Genomic DNA, 18622 nt, shown 5'->3' with positions numbered 1-18622 from the left:
ACCACTCGCCTAAATTGTGACTATCAGGATGGAACCCAATTACCGTCACTACAGCACCGAAGAACTGGAAGATGTGTTTGAGCACATCGATAGTGAGCAATACCCCGAACGCTACCACGCTGTAAGACAGCGGTTATTGCAACGGTATTCGCCAATGTCAAACACGCCGCCAGTTGCCGCGGATGCGCCCCCTTCCCCGCCGGCATCAGGGCAAACGACATATCAACACGAGGCAGTACCGGACTGCGTTGATATCGATCTTGCCTTGCTGAAACCGGTAGAAAATAATCAACAACCTTTGGGTGTTGTTCCTTACCTCCTCAGTGGCATCGGCTTTATTCCGTTATTGGGGATCCCTTTTGCGGTTATTGCATTGATTTGGGGGCTGTTAACTTCCCGCCCAGGAGGAAAACGCCTGGCACTTATCGGCTTAGTCGCCCTGCTCAGTGCTAACGGTTATTTGTATCTGGTGCTTCATAAAACCAACATTAGCGGCAATGACAACGAACAGCGCCAAACTCAGCAGTTACAGGACAATCTAAATACCCTTTACTCACAAGTAGAGTTATACCGATTTCGCCATGGTGAATATCCGCCGTCATTACCAGCACTGCGACAAGCCTTTCCGCTAAGTAAGGTATCGCTACAGGACACCTCTTTTAAAAACAGCCAGGAGGATTTTTATTATCAGCGGCTGGATAGTGCGCACTACCAACTGCTGGCGCGTGGTGATGATGGCAAACCGTTAACCGACGATGACATCCTGCCCGCTACCGACCGTAATATTAATGATGTGAGTGGCCTGCTACCCAAATCGGCCAGTTCAGCAGAAGGCGCAACTGCTGCTCAGTAATTTGAGCAATTGGCATACTTAACTTGAATTCACGCGATAGCAATTAACTGATATTTATAGCATTTTTTCCAGAACATTATTCATAAAAGCAACAGTCGTTGCGTTACCACCACATAAAAATATTAAAGGCTGCCAGTAACAGCTCACGCTGAAGGAATGCATTAATGAACTGCCTGAAAGGACTCATCATCGCTGCCATTTTGTGCAGTGCCCATGCGGCCTATGCCTGTAATCCGCTGCCCAAAGCGGTTGCTGATGCGGTACATCAACATCAGATTGTGATGGTAGGTGAATATCGTGGGACTAACGAAGCACCGCAGGCTTTTTACGATGTCGTCTGTGCAGCGTTGGCCGACAATCCAAAAGCAATTACTGTCGGCTTAGAGCTGACGGCTATCAAAGGCATAACGCTCACGAATAAAATTCACTACAGCAGTGGTTGGCAGTAGATAAAGAGTGGAAAGGTTCCCATAATGGCCGCAGCAGTAAAGCGATGTATCAGTTGCTGGAGAAACTCATAGATGTCAGACAGACCTATCCGCAACGCTCCATATTGCTGTTTAACAGTCCTGCCGACGACCGCGATGCAGTAATGGCACAAAATATTATGGATGAGTATCACGGGCAGAAACTGCTGACTTATTCGGGGGATTATCATGCAAAGCATGACGCCTGGTACCACATGGGATCCCCGCGCAATATTCATGGGACAAGGGCTTAAACAGCACAATCCAAAGCAAATTTACAGTATCAGCTTGCGCTATGCAGGCGGCACCGCCTGAGCTTGGCAAGATACCATTGGTGTGCATACCATGTGGTCAACCACTGCACCAGCACCGTTTACTACTCAAATCCCGACTCATGCCGCTTATGACCTGCTGTGGAATATCGGCCCGGTCACCGCTTCAATGCCATATATCGCAACAGCGGCAGAAAACCAGACAAAATCCGGTAGTTGAGACTAAACGCCACGTTAAGTGCTGGCATTCGCTAAGCGATTATTGCAGTATGGAAACCCTGCTGTCGTAATCGTTAACTTTCACAACCAAATGCTTATTCAGAATCTGAAATACCAAACCGCTTCCAGCAAACTGTTTATTGAAGAGTGGCACATTGCCGCGGGTGAACACTGGGGCGTGTTTGCCGGACAAGGCCAGGCAGCCGAACTGCTCGTCGGGCTGCTCAGTGGTGAGTTAACACCACATAAAGGTACGATTGAAGGACTACCCGCCAGCGTGGCTTGTGTGTCGCTGCAACAGCAACAAAAACTATTGGATCAACAGATTGCAGAAGATGAAAGCGACATGCAAAGCGGCGACACTGTATCGCAGATCTTGCTGGATAATGGTTGTGATCTGCAGACACTACCCGAGCTATTAGCGATCACCGACCTAACCCATCTCAAAGATCGTGGTTTTCGCCTGTTATCTACCGGTGAAACCCGGCGCTTAATGCTGGCAAAAGCCATTGCCGGTCAACCGCAATGGTTGATCCTGGATGAGCCTTATGCCGGACTCGACGTTGCCCATCGCGCCGCATTGACCAAACTGTTGCAAACGCTCGCCAAGCATACGCAGTTGCTGCTGCTCACCAGTCGTGAAGATGAACTGCCTGCCTTTATCAGCCATATGGCGTTGTTTGATGACCACCAGCTGACACAAACGCTGAGCCGTGAAGAATGGCAACAGCATCCGTTACTGGCGCAGATGCAGGCGTTATCTGAAGAGAAAAGTGCACGGATGCTGGCGCTGCTAAAGCAGCAAGATCATGCTAATTATCCCAATCCGCTGGTGCAGTTAAATGACGTAAGAGTGGCTTACACCGATTCTCTGATTTTTGAACATGTAAACTGGACGATTAACCGCGGTGAACACTGGCAATTACGGGGTCCCAATGGGGCGGGCAAAAGTACCCTGCTAGGGCTGATCCTGGGTGATCATCCGCAGTGCTACAGCAATGACATCACCATTCTTGGCGTTAAACGCGGTAGCGGGGAAAGCATCTGGGAAATTAAAAAGAATATCGGCGTCGTGTCTTCGTCACTGCATCTGCAATACCGGGTTAACTGCAGCGCCATAGAAGTCCTACTCTCGGGTTATTTTGATTCCATTGGTCTGTACCAGAAGCCCTCTGCGCTACAAATCAGCAATGCGCAGACCTGGCTGGAAATGCTGGAGATGAGTGACTTTGCCAAGACCGGCTTCCGCTCACTGGATTATGGTCAACAACGACTGTTACTGATCGCCCGGGCGCTGATCAAACAGCCAGCGCTGCTAATCCTTGATGAACCCTACCAAGGATTAGACTACCTCAACCGCAAGCTGGTGTTTCATGCCCTAAATCGCATCGCCGCCAGTAATATCAGTCAGTTGCTGTATGTCACCCACCATCATGAAGATACACTGGATGCGGTGCAAAACTTTGCTGATTTTGTGCCAGCAGGCAACGGTAGCCATAAGTTAGTACTGACGCCGGCCGCCGCACGCTGACGGCGGTTTACTGCGGGTTAGTCGCGCATTTATCGCCACCGACCCGCAGTTCTGCTTCCCGAAAAACGTTTGCGATAGGACCGGCGGCAGATTCCCACATTCAACTCTTTGTTAACCTTTAACCTATCCCCCCCTTTGGTGTAGAATCCCCCATTCCCGAATGGATCTCCTAAGGCATTGCTGATACATGAGCCAAGCACTGTTTTATCTGTTGCCTGCTAATCCGGCCGCCAATGTCAGCGAACAGGTGTCGCTACTGGCCTGCCGTTTGGCACAGCAGTATTTTCAGCAGGGGCAATGGCTATATGTGCATTGTGAAGATCAGCAGCAGGCGTATCAGGTTGATGAGTTGCTGTGGCAATTTGAACCCACCGCATTTGTGCCCCATAACCTCAAAGGAGAAGGGCCGAAAAACGGTGCGCCGGTAGAGATAGGTTTTGACAGACTTGGCCCCAATGTGCGGCGGCCAGTGCTGATCAATCTGGCAAACGAGGTCCCTGCATTTGCGGGCAACTTCAGCCAGATCATTGATTTTGTTGCGGGTGATGAAGCACAAAAACAGCAAGCGCGAGCGCGTTACCGCCAGTATCGCACTCAGGGCATAGCGCTCAACACTCAAGATTTAGCAACACAACCCATTAATTTTGTTTGAGAAAACTGGTTCCCATGGAAAAAACATATAACCCCAAGTCGATTGAGCAGGCCCTTTACCAAATCTGGGAAGAAAAAGGCTATTTCAAACCCAGCGGCGACAGCAGCAAAGGCAACTACAGCATCATGATCCCGCCGCCAAACGTCACCGGCAGTCTGCACATGGGCCATGCGTTCCAGGACACCATCATGGACACGCTGATCCGTTATCAGCGCATGAAAGGGAAAAATACCCTGTGGCAAGTGGGAACTGACCACGCGGGTATTGCCACCCAGATGCTGGTTGAGCGCAAGCTGGAAGCCGAACAAGGCAAGAGCCGCCATGACTTGGGCCGTGATGCCTTTATCGACAAAGTCTGGGAATGGAAGGAACAATCTGGCGGAACCATCACCAAACAGTTACGCCGTATGGGCGCGTCTGTTGACTGGGATCGTGAACGTTTCACCATGGACGCTGGCCTGTCAAAAGCGGTACAGGAAGTGTTTGTCCGTCTCTACAAAGACAATCTGATTTACCGTGGCAAACGCCTGGTGAACTGGGACCCGAAACTGCACACTGCGATTTCCGATCTGGAAGTGGAAAACAAAGAAAAACAGGGCCACATGTGGCACTTCCGTTATCCACTAGCGGGTGATGCACTGACCGCCGATGGCAAAGATTATCTGATTGTTGCCACTACCCGCCCGGAAACCATGCTCGGTGATAGTGCCGTGGCGGTGCATCCAGAAGATGAGCGTTATGCATCATTGATTGGCAAAGAAATCATCCTGCCTATCGTCAATCGCCGCATTCCGATCATTGCTGATGAATATGTCGATCGTGAATTTGGTACTGGTTGCGTGAAGATTACCCCAGCGCACGATTTCAATGACTATGAAGTCGGCAAACGCCATAGTCTGCCGATGTTTAGCATTATGACCCTCAACGGCGATATCCGCAGTATTGCTGAGGTACTGAACAGCGATGGCAGCCAGAACACCACGCTGGATAACAGTCTGCCAGAACGCTACGCCGGACTGGAACGCTTCAAAGCCCGTGACGCTGTGGTGGCAGAATTTGAAACCTTGGGTCTACTGGAAAAAATCGAACCTCATGCACTGAAGATCCCTTATGGCGACCGTTCCGGCGTGGTAATCGAACCGCTGCTGACTGACCAATGGTACGTGTCGGTCAAACCACTGGCGAAAACCGCCATCGAAGCGGTCGAAAACGGTGATATCAAATTTGTGCCGCAGCAGTATGAGAACATGTATTTCTCCTGGATGCGCGACATTCAGGACTGGTGTATCTCCCGTCAATTATGGTGGGGCCACCGTATTCCGGCCTGGTATGACGAAGCAGGCAATGTTTACGTCGGCCGCAACGAAGCAGAAATTCGCGCCGAATACCAACTGGCTGACAGCATTGCACTGCGCCAAGATGATGACGTATTGGATACCTGGTTCAGCTCTGCGCTGTGGACCTTCTCCACCCTCGGCTGGCCAGAACCAACACCTGAACTGAAAACCTTCCATCCCTCAGATGTGCTGGTGACCGGCTTTGACATCATCTTCTTCTGGGTGGCGCGCATGATCATGATGACCATGTACTTCATCAAAGACGAAGATGGCAAGCCGCAGGTGCCGTTCAAAACCGTGTATGTCACCGGCCTTATCCGTGATGAACAAGGCAACAAGATGTCCAAATCCAAGGGCAACGTGCTGGACCCGCTGGATATGATCGACGGTATCGATCTGGAATCGCTAGTCCAAAAACGTACCGGCAACATGATGCAGCCACAGTTGGCCGCCAAGATTGAAAAGAGTACCCGCAAAGAGTTTGCCGATGGCATTGAAGCCCACGGTACAGACGCGCTGCGCTTTACTTTAGCCGCCATGGCGTCAACCGGCCGCGACATCAACTGGGATATGAAGCGTCTTGACGGCTATCGCAGCTTCTGCAACAAGCTGTGGAACGCCTCGCGCTATGTGTTGATGAACACCGAAGAGCAAGATTGTGGTCAAAGCGGTGGTGAAATGACACTGTCACTGGCGGATCGCTGGATCATCAGCCTGTTTAACGAAACCGTGAAAACCTTTGATGACCACATCAATGCGTTCCGTTTCGACCTAGCCGCCAACACTCTGTATGAATTTACCTGGAACCAGTTCTGTGACTGGTATCTGGAGCTGACCAAGCCGGTATTGCAAAGCGGCAGCGAAGCTGAATTGCGCGGTACTCGCCACACACTGGTCATGGTACTGGAACAATTGCTGCGCTTAATGCACCCATTGACGCCATATATCACCGAAACTATCTGGCACCGGGTGAAACCACTGGCCGGGGTTGAAGGTGAAACGCTGATGTTGATGCCCTTCCCTGAATATCAGTCAGCTAAAGCCAATCCAAGCGCACAGGCGGATCTGGAATGGGTGAAACAGGTGATCACCGCAGTGCGTAACATTCGTGCCGAGCTCAACATCGGCCCCGGCAAGCCACTGAACATGCTGCTGCGTGGTGTCAGCGTTGAAGATCAAGCGCGATTGGATGCCAATCAGTCATTTTTGATGGCACTGGCAAAACTGGAATCTATCCGCGTACTGACCGCCGATGAAACTGCGCCTATGTCTACCACGCAATTAGTGGGTGAAATGGAGCTGTTGATCCCGATGGCAGGCCTTATCGACGTTGCCGCTGAAATGACACGTATTGATAAGCAGCTGGAAAAACTCACCCAGGAAATGGCCCGGGTGGAAGGCAAACTCAGTAATGAAGGTTTTGTCGCCAAAGCACCTGCAGCTGTGCTGGAGAAAGAACGCGCCAAGCTAGCAGAATTCAAACGCGATCAGGAAAAACTCTCCGAACAGAAAGCCGAGTTAGCCAAACTTGAAGGCTAATTAAACTAAGACATCGAGAAGAAGCGGCCCATGGGCCGCTTTTTTGTTATGCACTACCTAACTCAGAACTACATGATTGTTTTCGTACAACATCCTCTTTAGAATGCCAACTAAATGACGATAGTAAGATAACCGGCAGGCATATTTGTCAGACTATAGTCAGCACGTTCAAGCGAGGCATTACACATACACGTCCGGGTAGCTACGCTGATGCACGGTGAGTTTTTTCAAAGGACTGGCAGCTGTACTAAAACAGCAATATAAATGCGCTTGAATACCCAATAAGATGGACAAATTCGGGACAAATAATGACAGGCAGTCTTTATTGTGTAGGTGTAGGAATGACGCTCGGGGCACATCTCTGCCCGCTGAGTCGCAGTTACATCGAGAACGCTGATGTAGTGTTTTCAGGCGTTTCTGACGGATTTGTCGAACTCTGGTTACGTGAAATTCATCAGGATGTTCGCAGTTTGCAGCCCTTCTACGGCAAAAATAAATCTCGCCACATTACGTATCGCGAAATGGTCGACACCATGCTCGATGAAGTCAAGCAAGGAAAGAATGTGGTCGGTGCTTTTTACGGTCATCCCGGTGTATTTGCCAAAGCGCCCCATGATGCCATCGCCCGTGCCAGAGAACTGGGCTACGAAGCCAAAATGATCCCCGGTATTTCAGCAGAAGATTGCCTTTACGCCGATCTGGGCATGGATCCAGGCAAGCAGGGTTGCCAGCATTACGAGGCCAGCCAATTTATGCTGTATAAGCGCCGGATTGATCCCACTGCCATGCTGATTTTGTGGCAGGTGGGTCTGGCGGGTGATCTGACCATGGGGATTGAAGCCACTGGAGCCGCTGAATGCCGGTTATTACTGGAGATCCTCGCGCAAGATTATCCGCTGGAGCATCCCTGTTGGTTATATGAGGCTGCAACGAGTCCATTGCAAATCCCACGAATGGAACAGATGCCGCTGAAATCATTGGTATTTGCTGATATCTATCTACACACCACATTGGTGATCCCACCTTTGACCCCGATGATCCCCAATCCACTGCTGCGGGCGCGGCTCCAGCAACTCCAGCGGAAAGACATACATAAGGTGACAGCACATAAAAACAACGTAATCCCATTCGATACAAATAGGAGTAAACACTGATGATGGATGTGATCGCTTTATTGGAAAAACTTGGTAGTGATGCAACATTATTACAGCCTGAAAAACTTGAGCAGCTATTACTGAAAAGTGAATTAAGCGATGAACAAATTTACTGTATAAAGACACGAGACTTAACAGGTTTAAGAACTGAACTGAACATCGAGAATACTGTTATATGCTGTGCTCAAGCAGTACCCGATGAGGAAGAACCAAACGAAGATGAGCAACCCCAAAAAGATGATGCGGTTAACGGTTAACCGTTATTTCAAACTCATAATATTGTTGCTTTCACTGGCTTCAGTTTCCACTTTAGCCAGTGACTTCATGCTGCAACTGAAAGCCGCAGATGAAATTCGTTCAAGTGATCCCCGCACCTTTAGTGTTAAGTTGAATGAAATACGTAAACATAGCCTCGAACTATCAGAACAAGAAACATACTACCTACAATATCTTTCAGGTTATGAGCTCGCTTTTAAAGGAGATATCGACGCCGCGATCAGCATTTATAAGAATTTACTACAATCAAATGCCGACCAGGAACAAAAATTCAGAGCAAAAATTTCAATTGTCAATGAGTTTGCGATCCTGAAGAATTGGATTGAAGGACTTCAGTACCTAGATGACGCTTTAAAACAAAAGGAGTCCATAAAAAATGAACAACTACAATCACTTTCTATAATGGTTGCAGCAATATTTTATAATGCTCTGGGTCAGTATCAACTGGGATATACCTATAGTGAACAACTAAAGAAAATTGCAACGACTGAACGCCAAACATGTTTTGCGGCCCAACTAGCACTCGATGCGGCTAGTCAATTAGGCTATATAAAAGCTTCTGCTCAAGCATTCTCTGATGCAATAACCCAATGTGAAGCTAATGGTGAGATATTGATGGCAAGCATTATTATTGGGGTTCAAGCAAAGGGTTATCTATCAGATGGTCACCCAGAAGAGACCCTCACAAAGTTAGAACAACAAATGCCCTTGCTGTTAAAAACGGGATATCAACCAACTATTGGAGAATATTACTCCGTCCTCAGTGAAGCTTATTGGCAGTTAAATATGCAGGGGAAAGCATTCCGAGCCGCCAATAACGCAGTAAAAGTCCAAAGTTCTCAAGCTCCATTGAACGGCGCTAGGACTAGAGCTTACAAGGTGCTGTACCAGTATTACCGAAGTCACGGAGATAATGCCGCGGCCCTAGATGCATATATTAATTACGCTGAAGCCGATAAAGCGAATCTTGATGAAATCAAAACCAAGACCATGGCTTATCAGTTAGCACAACACCAAAGTATTGAGCAGCAAAATCGTATTACTTTGTTGAACCAACAAAATAAAGTACTGACGCTGCAACAAAAGCTGGCGGAAAACGAAAGCCATACACAACGAGATTTGATTGTGGCGCTGATTTGTGTGATTGCGCTATTAATCCTTGGTGCCGCACAATCCTGGCGTAACCAACGCCATTTTCGCAAATTGGCTGAATATGATGGCCTTACCAATATCTTTAGCCGTACCCATTTCACTGCGCTGGCGCATCAACTGCTGGAATGTAGTCAGCAACATCAAGAGCCAGTAAGTTGCGTGATGTTCGATATAGATCACTTCAAACAGATTAACGACAGCAAAGGCCATAAAACCGGTGACTGGGCACTCCGCAATGTGGCGCAAGTGAGTCGCCAGGTATGCCGACATAACGATGTGTTAGGACGTGTCGGCGGGGAAGAGTTTTGTGTTTTGTTACCGCAGACCAATATCATGCAGGCGAAAGAGATGGCTGAACGTTTAAGGCTACGCCTCGTTGAGCTCTACACCCGCGATAGCGGCTATGATTTCAGTCTGACGGCCAGTTTTGGCGTTGCAGCAACCAGCGGTTCCAGTTACAAATTAGAAGCACTGATGCACGATGCCGACCAAGCCATGTATCAGGCCAAACTACGCGGTCGTAATCGGGTTTGTATATTTGCTAAAGAGGAGTGCAACAGTCTGGAACCAGCGATACTACCCGTCACGACAACGCCAACCGTGAATATCAGCCAGTCGTAACATTACCAAGAATCAATTACTCGTTATTCCAATTTAAAATCGCTGAAATCTAGGGTTTCGCTGTCGCGTCCTGCTTCCTCAAAATGCAACTGCTGATTCAGTGCTGCCACCTCTTCACGTTGTTGTAATTGACGTTGTTTCAAAATCGCCAGTTGTCGGCGACGCTTACGCGCGTTACACAGACGGATCACATCAGCTTTTTGTGCATTAGATAAATTCAGCCAACCAAAGCGCTCATCGCGGCTGCGCATACAACCTTTGCAATAGCCGCGTTCATCTGACTGACAGATGCCAACGCAGGGACTGGGAATATCAAAAAATGCCAGCTGTTCCATATTTCGTCGCTTCAATTACCTGTAAGTTTTACTGTTTATACACATCAAAACCGCATGACAGTGTAGTTTAGGTATATCATTAGTTGCTTAAAAAGGCGATTTTCGCTACCTAGATGGTGCTGAAACACCCTCACAATTTTATGTGATTTTCATCACATTTCAATCAGCATGCTGCAAGCGCCCGCTGCAAATGAGTAAACTAGCGGGCATCACGCCGTAGGGCGTTTCACAATAACCACAAAGGTACCCACAAATGATAGGCACTCCCCTGTGTGAAGGCGCCAAGCGCGCGATGTTGCTCGGCTGCGGAGAGTTGGGCAAAGAAGTTGCGATTGAACTGCAACGGCTTGGTGTGGAAGTCATTGGTGTAGATCGCTACCCGAATGCACCGGCCATGCAGATAGCCCACCGTTTCCACGTCATCAATATGTTGGATGGCGCAGCGTTGCGTCAGGTTATCGCCGACGAACAACCGCATCTGGTGATCCCGGAAATTGAAGCAATTGCCACGCAAACGTTGGTCGAGCTGGAAGCTGAAGGGCTGCATGTGGTGCCGACAGCGCGTGCGACTCGGTTAACCATGGATCGTGAAGGGATCCGCCGCCTTGCGGCTGAAACACTCGGTCTGCCAACCTCGCCATATGTTTTCTGCGATACAGAAACCGAATTTAAGGCAGCGGTAGCGCAAATTGGCATTCCTTGTGTTGTGAAACCAGTGATGAGTTCTTCCGGCAAAGGCCAGAGCATTATCCGCAGTGAAGATAAAATCGCTAGTGCCTGGCAATATGCTCAACAAGGTGGCCGCGCCGGTCAGGGCCGTGTCATTGTCGAAGGATTTGTGCCATTTGATTACGAGATTACCCTGCTGACTATCAGCGCAGTTAACGGCATTCACTTCTGTGCGCCGATAGGTCATCGCCAAGAAGATGGTGACTACCGTGAAAGCTGGCAGCCGCAAATGATGAGTGAGTCAGCATTGGCAAAAGCCAAAGAGATTGGTCAGAAGGTGGTGACCGAACTTGGTGGCTACGGTTTATTTGGCGTAGAGCTGTTTGTTAAAGGCGATGATGTTTACTTCTCGGAAGTCTCCCCACGCCCACATGACACCGGAATGGTTACCTTGATCAGTCAGGATCTGTCCGAATTTGCACTGCATGTGCGTGCGATTCTCGGGCTGCCAATTGCTAACATTCAGCAACACGGCCCCAGCGCTTCGGCGGTAGTGCTACGTGAAGGCGATTCCTGCAATATCCGCTATGACGGTATTGCCGAAGCATTAGCAGAACCAGATACCCAACTGCGCCTGTTTGGTAAGCCGGAAATTCATGGACGCCGTCGTTTGGGAGTCGCGCTAGCGCGAGATAATGATGTACAAAGTGCCATTGAAAAGGCACTACGCGCCGCAGCCTGCGTCAAGGTCACGTTCTAAGTATTACATAAACAAACGCCCGCATTGCCGGGCGTTTGTTCTCGCAATAACAGTGTTAGTTCACCTGATTCTGGGTCTTACCCCGCAGATACGCCGCCACATTATTGATGGCAATATCCATTAACTTTTGTCGCGCTTCGGTTGTTGCCCAAGCGCTGTGTGGGGTAATACTGATGTTCGGCGCGGTGATCAGTGGATTGTCAGCTTTCGGCGGTTCGCTGGACAGCACGTCAACACCCGCGCGAATCCGCCCAGCATGTAGCGCCTCTGCCAGCGCCGCTTCATCGACCAGACCGCCACGCGCAGTGTTGATCAGAATCGCGCCTGGCTTCATCAGCGCGATAGTTTCCTTATTGATCATCCCCGCTGTGGTATCACTCAACGGGCAATGCAGTGACATAACATCCGATTGCCGGTACAGCGTCTCCAAATCCACCTGAGTGACACCTTCCGGCAACCCTGAGCGTGGTGAGCGTGTGTGCAGCAATACTTTCATCCCCAGCGCCAACCCGATGCGGACGACCTGAGAACCAATATCGCCATACCCCACAACGCCCAAGGTTTTGCCACTAAGCGATGTCAGTGGTGCCAAGGTAAAACAAAAATCGATGCTATTGGTCCAGTCTCCACGAGCAACAGCTTCATGATGACTGGCAACCTGCTGTGTATGATGCAGGATGTGGGCAAAAACCATCTGCGCCACTGCATCCGGGCCATAAGCGGGAACGTTAGTCACCACAATTCCCTGCGCTGCTGCCGCCTTCAAATCCACGACATTGTAACCAGTGGCCAATACGCCAATATAACGCGCATCTGGTAACTGCTTTAAGGTCGCCGCATCCAATACGGTTTTATTGGTCAGTAAAATTTGCGCCCCTTTTGCTCTGGCGACAGTGTCTACGGCCGGGGTGCGATCATATACCTGTAATTGGCCTAACTTAGCCAGTGGTTCCCAAGAAAGATCACCGGGGTTAAGGGTGTAGCCATCAAGTACCACAATCTTGATTGCTTCGGTCATAGCAACTATCTCCTTTTGTCTAAAACTGTAACGTCAATCCTATATTGGCCTGTCCTTGCCACACAGCATCACCACTGTAATACCAAGCACATTGCTGACTTTGTTCACAATCATACCCGTTGTTATTACCAACGAAGGTAGCAAATCCGCGAATTTCAGTCATTAACGCAAGGTTATCTGTCAGCAGTAGCTGCGCACCGACGCCAAAACTCATCGAAAAATAGTTTGAAGCATCCAATGACTGCGCGGGTTTGAGACGAGTAAGTCCAAAACTGCCGGTCATATAGGGACGAAAATCGCTGCGGGAAAAGTACAAGGTACCACCGGTGTGCCAGTAATCGACCGAAAACTCATCAAGCCGCTGATCGACACTATTTACTTGTTGAATAAGATCGGTTTGTTGATGACTGTATAACACGTAACTGTTGGCTAAAGGCGACACAGTTAAACCGACAATTACGCCATAATGGGCCGAGTCTTCAGCTTTACCACGGTTGTAGTAATCGGTGCTATTTACAGCAACACCCTGACCACCAAAACTATAACCACCGAATGGCGTCACATACAGGCCTTCAGCGCTGGCACTGCAACACAATAAACTCAACAACAGTATTCCGTAGCGTTTCATCATGCGTTTCCCCCAACGGGCTGCAACGTGAATTTATACAACCGTGAAAGTTGCAGGCGCGTACTCTGAATGCTCTGTCATGACATCAGGCTTAGCGCATACCACGCGCTAATCGCACTCGCTCATAAGCAGCCTGAATATCCTGAGCTTTACGTTTCGCAATTTCCATCATTTCTTCCGGCAATCCTTTCGCCACCAGCTTATCAGGATGGTATTCATTCATCAGTTTACGATAAGCGCGCTTAACCTCTTGATCGCTAGCGGAAGGTGTCAGACCCAAAACATGGTAGGCATCGTGCTCAGAAGGAGCATTGTTGTTGGGCTGCTGAAAGTGGAACTCTCCCTGCCAACGACGCAGCAACGCGTCCAATTGGGCCTGACTGAAGCCCAGCTCACGGGCAATAGTCTGTAAAATAGCCAGTTCTTTAGGGTGCAGCTCGCCGTCAGACAGTGCCGTCTGAATCTGGATCTCCAGAAACATCTGCTGCACCTCGCGGCGACCAAACGTCAGCGTGCGAAAACGACGCAGACACTGCTCCAAATCAAAGTCAGCCGCTTTGCCTTCGCGAAAAGCCTGCTGCGCTTCACGGCGTGCGTTGCTGTCCAGTCGCAGGGTATCCATCAGCATTGATGCGATACGAATATCATTTTCGGTGACGCGACCGGATGCTTTAGCGATATGGCCCATCACCGCAAAGGTGGTATTGAAGAACTGCGCCTGGCGCGTTACCGCATCACCACCGTCTGACATACGCTTGTCAAACTGATGGCCTAACCAGATCCCCAGTAACGCACCGAAAAAGCGGCCGAACATAAAACCAATCACGCCGCCAAAGAATTTTCCCCAAATTTGCATGGTTTATCCTGTCTTTCTACACATCCGCAGCATCAGCCAATGTGTTTGTATTCTTAACTAATGGCGCTTACGCGAGACGCTGTTCTAACGCCTGCAGGCGTTCCATCGTACCGACATCACACCAATATTTGCGCCAATGCTCACCACTGACACGGCCTGCAGCAATCTGTGCCTTTAAGAGTGGCCCGAGTGCGAAACGCTGTTCCGTTATCGCGGAAAACAGTTGTGGGCGATAAATACCGATACCGGAAAACGTCAACTTGTCGTCACCGCCGGCTTGTAGCGTGTTACCAGCTAGCACAAAGTCACCCTGAGGATGATGCGGCGGATTGTCCACCAGCCACAAATGGGCCAGGCGATTGTCCGCCAGCTCCGGCAGCGATGGCAGTTGGTCGATATAAATATCACCATTGATCACCAAAAAAGGTTCTGTTCCCAAAAATGGCAACGCCTGTTTGATGCCGCCACCGGTCTCCAACGCTTCGGCTTCAACACTATACTGAATATTCACACCAAAGCGACTACCGTCTCCCAACGTCTCCATCAATAACGGAGCTAACCAGGCGCAATTTATCACAACCTCATGAATCCCAATTTCAGCAAGGTGTCGCAGATGGTAGGTAATCAATGGTTGACCGGCGACTGGAACAAGTGGTTTGGGTAAGGTATCTGTTAGCGGCCGCAGCCGCTCTCCACGGCCAGCAGCCAGGATCATTGCGCGCATCAACGATTCTCTCCACACAAAGGCAACAAACGTTGCCGTACCCACTGGCTGAAAGAAAACAGCTCGGGGTAGCGCTCACTGATATCGGCTACATATGCCAGTGTAAGCGGAATATCCTTGATATAGCCTGACTTGCCATCACGATGTAATAACCTTGCGAAAATACCCGCCGCTTTGAGATGGCGCTGCAATCCCATCAGATCGAACCAGCGGCAAAACTGCTTCGCACTGGTTTGACGGTCCAGCAAACCAAGGGTAATACAATGCTGATAATATTCATCACGTAGCGCATCTACGACCGCATCCGGCCAGCGAACATAACAGTCACGAAGCAATGAAACCGCATCGTAGGTGATGGGCCCCAGCACCGCGTCCTGAAAATCGATCACATACAACTGCTTCTCCATCACCATCAGATTGCGACTGTGAAAATCGCGATGCATACCGACCAATGGCTGCGCCAAGGCATTTTCAGTGAGCAATGCAAACACTTGTTGTAATTGCTGTATTTCGGCGTCTCTTAGCGTTAAATGCCAATGTTTCGCCAGTAACCACTCCGGAAAAATCTCTAGTTCCCGTTGCACAAACGCCGCATCATACTGAGGCAACGGCCCTGAACTGCTGGCTTTCACCGCGGCAATTTGCGGCAGCAACGCCAGCGCCTGTTGATACCAGCGTTTGACATTGTCGGAAGTCAACAATGACAACAACGACTGGTCGCCCAGATCCTGCTGCAAAATAAAACCCTGTGTTGCATCCACCGAGATAATCGCCGGGACAGGTATTCCTTGCCGATGATAAGCATCGGCTAACGCCAAGAATGGCCGGTTATCAACCTTTTCAGGCGGGGAATCCGCAACGATGTAGGATTTATCAGCGGTTGTTACCCGGAAATAACGGCGGAAACTGGCATCCCCCGAAATCAACTGCATGTCTACAGAAGCATCAAACTGCTGCTGTAACCATTGCTTTAATTGAAGAAATCTGGCGTCCGACAAGGTCACCTCGTGGCTCTTGGGATAAAATTGCTTTATTATAGCGGCGGAAAAAAACAGGAAACAGCCCATGATTACAGAGTTTTTCATTGGCTGGCGTTGCAACTATGCGGATGCAACTATACTCTCCGTGACACGATTCCAGACACAGAAGATCCTATAAAGACCCAAGATGCGGAAGCGACTTATACTGGCATTGAGCCTCGTCACCCCCATGGCCGTAGCAGCCACCGATCCTCAACAGGAAGAAACCTACGGCCAGTGCGTTATTGTGCCCCCGGTTCCTTATAATCCATCGGCACAGAACGACGCCAAAAAGAATAACCAACGTATTGAAATTTCTTCTGATTATTCAAAGACTACCATAGGTCACAGTGCGACATTTGAGGGCGATGTTGCGTTGTCTCAAGCTGATCGTCGGATTACCGCCGATAAAGCTGAAGTTGATCAATTAATGCAACAACTAAAGGCAAACGGTAGCCTGGTATTTCAGGATTCTATGGTGACAGTCACGGCTGACTCGATGGAAGCCCAAATGCGCTCCAATGTCGCCACCTTGTCCGGAGCCCAGTATTGGCTCCACGGTCAACAGTTGCACGGCAAAGCCCAAAGTCTGCAAATAACCAAAAACAACAATCTCATTTTGCAAAACAGCAGCTTCACGACCTGTCCACCCGATGATGAATCCTGGATACTGGAAGCTCGACGCATCCGCATCGATTCAAAAGATGAATGGGGGGAGATCTGGGATGCGAAGCTAAGGGTCGGTGGCGTGCCGGTGTTTTATATGCCGTATATGACCATCCCGATCACTGATAAACGTAAAACCGGTTTTCTGTTTCCGTCATTCAGTTCCAGTACCACCAACGGTCTTGAAGTGTCCACGCCGTTTTATTGGAACATCGCGCCCGAATATGATCTTACCTTTACCCCAACTTACATGAGTTCGCGCGGTTTATTTACCAAAACGGAATTTCGTTACTTAGCCGGCGAAGATCAACAGGGCCAGCTCAATCTGGAATACCTTGGAAGCGATGGCATGCTGGAAAATAGCCCTAACCGCTATATGATCCACTGGCAGCAGCAAGGGGAACTGAACAAGAACTGGCGCATTCGTTCCAACTTTACCGATGTTTCTGATAACAACTATTTTAATGACTTAAAATCCGATGTTAACCGCGCTACAGATAACCAGCTAAACCGTGTTGGCGACCTTGGTTACTATACCGATAACTGGGATTTTGGCGTACGGGTACAAGACATTAAAGTGCTGGGTGAAGACGAAGCCCCTTACCAGGTGATGCCACAGCTCACCTATAATTTCCGAGCGCCGCAGTTTTGGCATGGTCTGGATTTTAACCTGTATTCCGAGTTAACCAACTTTGAACACCGCGGTGAAGACTGGAATACGGCCGATCGGCTGCATCTGGAGCCCACAATCACCCTACCACTTCAGGGACCGGCAGGCTCACTGACCAGCGAATTGAAACTGCTGCAAACCAATTATTGGCAACACAATATTCAGGACGATACGCTGAAGCAGTCAGTGAGCCGGACATTGCCACAAGTTCGGGTTCATGGTCAGATTAACTTTGAACGCCAGACCAGTTACTTTGATGATAACTATCGGCAGACACTGGAACCTCAGTTTCAGTACCTTTATGTCGGCTATCAAAATCAGGATGGCATCGGCATTTACGATTCAGCCGATCTGCAACAAGATTATATTGGGCTATTCCGTGATCGCCGCTATTCCGGACTCGATCGCATCGCCGACGCCAATCAGTTAACGCTCGGTCTGACCACCCGCTTGTTTGATGAACATAATCTGGAGCAACTAAAATTCAGTCTCGGTCAGATCATTTATTTTGATAATAGCAAGGTCAATCTCTATTCAGATCAGTTGCAAGACGACAGTTCAACATCAGTGCTAGCGTCAGAATTGGATGCTCACTTGTATAGTGACTGGTTCATCAGTGGTGCCATTCAATACGACACTACCAACAAATCTACTAAGAAAAGTGAAATCACGCTGGATTATCGTCCGGGCGCAAACAAACTGGTGCAGTTGAGTTACCGATATGTGCCAGATCTATTGAATACCAATACCAATGACCGCGTAGATATCTCTCAGACCGGATTCCGTACCACCTGGCCGGTGACTGACAGCCTGTATTTTGTCGGTAACTGGTATTATGACCTCAATGAAAAACGCTCTGTGGAAACCTACACCGGCTTTCAATACGAATCCTGTTGTTGGGCAGTACGCTTAGCCTATCACTACCACATCAAGACCAATTATCAGGACAACTATAATCCGGCGATCAACAACCGCGAGTTGTTTGAAACAGGATTTTACCTGAACTTTGTTATCAAAGGCTTGGGTGGTACAGGCCCCTTGGGCGTCAGTGATATGATGAACGACGGACTGTTCAATTACCGTAAACCACTTTATCTGAGGAATTAGTGCAGAATTGTGGTAGATTGCTGAACCTCAGACAAAACTGACAGTCAAAACTGGACAACTGCGGCTGCGCAATAGCGGCTGACCTAATAAGAATGTG

The 18622-nt window shown here is 49.2% G+C and carries 18 protein-coding genes; 12 read left to right on the top strand and 6 right to left on the bottom strand.

Features of this window, described 5'->3' with window-relative positions:
- Positions 1-28: 28 nt before the first annotated feature.
- The 10 genes from PY479_RS03130 (at position 29) to PY479_RS03085 (ending at position 10073) form a co-directional block, all read left to right on the top strand.
- Positions 29-853 (top strand): hypothetical protein, encoded by an 825-nt coding sequence (locus PY479_RS03130; protein WP_275482849.1) that lies wholly within the window; start codon positions 29-31, stop codon positions 851-853.
- A gap of 164 nt (positions 854-1017) precedes the next feature.
- Entirely contained in the window at positions 1018-1302 is a 285-nt protein-coding gene (locus PY479_RS03125; RefSeq protein ID WP_275482848.1) for a hypothetical protein, read from the top strand.
- Entirely contained in the window at positions 1293-1574 is a 282-nt protein-coding gene (locus tag PY479_RS03120; RefSeq protein WP_275482847.1) for a hypothetical protein, read from the top strand. The genes PY479_RS03125 and PY479_RS03120 overlap by 10 nt, the downstream gene beginning before the upstream one ends.
- Before the next feature lie 91 nt (positions 1575-1665).
- Positions 1666-1812, top strand: a complete 147-nt coding sequence (locus PY479_RS03115; protein WP_275482846.1) for a hypothetical protein — start codon at positions 1666-1668, stop codon at positions 1810-1812.
- A gap of 90 nt (positions 1813-1902) precedes the next feature.
- On the top strand, positions 1903-3342 hold the full coding sequence (locus PY479_RS03110; RefSeq protein ID WP_275482845.1) for an ATP-binding cassette domain-containing protein: 1440 nt from the start codon (positions 1903-1905) through the stop codon (positions 3340-3342).
- 187 nt (positions 3343-3529) lie between these two features.
- Positions 3530-3994, top strand: coding sequence for a DNA polymerase III subunit chi (locus PY479_RS03105; RefSeq protein ID WP_275482844.1), 465 nt, complete (start codon positions 3530-3532; stop codon positions 3992-3994).
- A 14-nt stretch (positions 3995-4008) separates the two neighbouring features.
- The gene (locus tag PY479_RS03100) at positions 4009-6870 is read left to right on the top strand and encodes a valine--tRNA ligase (protein ID WP_275482843.1); all 2862 of its coding nucleotides are present in this window, start codon (positions 4009-4011) and stop codon (positions 6868-6870) included.
- 308 nt (positions 6871-7178) lie between these two features.
- A complete protein-coding gene (locus PY479_RS03095) occupies positions 7179-8024 on the top strand; it encodes an SAM-dependent methyltransferase (protein WP_275482842.1) in 846 nt (281 codons plus the stop codon).
- Positions 8024-8281 (top strand): hypothetical protein, encoded by a 258-nt coding sequence (locus PY479_RS03090; RefSeq protein WP_212595610.1) that lies wholly within the window; start codon positions 8024-8026, stop codon positions 8279-8281. The genes PY479_RS03095 and PY479_RS03090 overlap by 1 nt, the downstream gene beginning before the upstream one ends.
- A complete protein-coding gene (locus PY479_RS03085) occupies positions 8244-10073 on the top strand; it encodes a GGDEF domain-containing protein (protein WP_275482841.1) in 1830 nt (609 codons plus the stop codon). Before PY479_RS03090 ends, PY479_RS03085 begins: the two co-directional genes overlap by 38 nt.
- A gap of 23 nt (positions 10074-10096) precedes the next feature.
- Here the strand turns inward: PY479_RS03085 and PY479_RS03080 are convergent, their stop codons facing one another.
- On the bottom strand, positions 10097-10408 hold the full coding sequence (locus PY479_RS03080) for a DUF1289 domain-containing protein (RefSeq protein WP_275482840.1): 312 nt from the start codon (positions 10406-10408) through the stop codon (positions 10097-10099).
- 253 nt (positions 10409-10661) lie between these two features.
- On the opposite strand from PY479_RS03080, the gene purT reads away from it, so the two are divergent.
- On the top strand, positions 10662-11837 hold the full coding sequence (gene purT, locus PY479_RS03075) for a formate-dependent phosphoribosylglycinamide formyltransferase (protein ID WP_212595607.1): 1176 nt from the start codon (positions 10662-10664) through the stop codon (positions 11835-11837).
- Between the two features lie 55 nt (positions 11838-11892).
- Here the strand turns inward: purT and PY479_RS03070 are convergent, their stop codons facing one another.
- From PY479_RS03070 to PY479_RS03050, 5 genes are all read right to left on the bottom strand, one after another.
- The gene (locus PY479_RS03070) at positions 11893-12843 is read right to left on the bottom strand and encodes a D-2-hydroxyacid dehydrogenase (RefSeq protein WP_212596518.1); all 951 of its coding nucleotides are present in this window, start codon (positions 12841-12843) and stop codon (positions 11893-11895) included.
- Positions 12844-12874: 31 nt separating this feature from the next.
- Positions 12875-13486: an outer membrane beta-barrel protein gene (locus tag PY479_RS03065; protein WP_275482839.1), complete on the bottom strand. Its 612-nt coding sequence runs from the start codon at positions 13484-13486 to the stop codon at positions 12875-12877.
- Between the two features lie 88 nt (positions 13487-13574).
- On the bottom strand, positions 13575-14339 hold the full coding sequence (djlA, locus tag PY479_RS03060) for a co-chaperone DjlA (RefSeq protein ID WP_275482838.1): 765 nt from the start codon (positions 14337-14339) through the stop codon (positions 13575-13577).
- A 67-nt stretch (positions 14340-14406) separates the two neighbouring features.
- The gene (murU, locus tag PY479_RS03055) at positions 14407-15063 is read right to left on the bottom strand and encodes an N-acetylmuramate alpha-1-phosphate uridylyltransferase MurU (protein WP_275482837.1); all 657 of its coding nucleotides are present in this window, start codon (positions 15061-15063) and stop codon (positions 14407-14409) included.
- Entirely contained in the window at positions 15063-16067 is a 1005-nt protein-coding gene (locus PY479_RS03050; RefSeq protein WP_275482836.1) for a phosphotransferase, read from the bottom strand. The genes murU and PY479_RS03050 overlap by 1 nt, the downstream gene beginning before the upstream one ends.
- A gap of 163 nt (positions 16068-16230) precedes the next feature.
- Here PY479_RS03050 and lptD point away from each other — a divergent pair, with 163 nt between their 5' ends.
- The gene (gene lptD / locus PY479_RS03045; protein ID WP_212595603.1) at positions 16231-18525 is read left to right on the top strand and encodes an LPS assembly protein LptD; all 2295 of its coding nucleotides are present in this window, start codon (positions 16231-16233) and stop codon (positions 18523-18525) included.
- The last annotated feature ends 97 nt before the right edge of the window (positions 18526-18622 follow it).

The sequence above is a fragment of the Shewanella sp. A32 genome, from assembly GCF_029167175.1.
In the GTDB taxonomy this organism is placed as follows: domain Bacteria; phylum Pseudomonadota; class Gammaproteobacteria; order Enterobacterales; family Shewanellaceae; genus Shewanella; species Shewanella yunxiaonensis.
The sequence above is the reverse complement of the archived record's forward strand: the minus strand, read 5'-3'. Positions and strand labels throughout refer to the sequence as shown.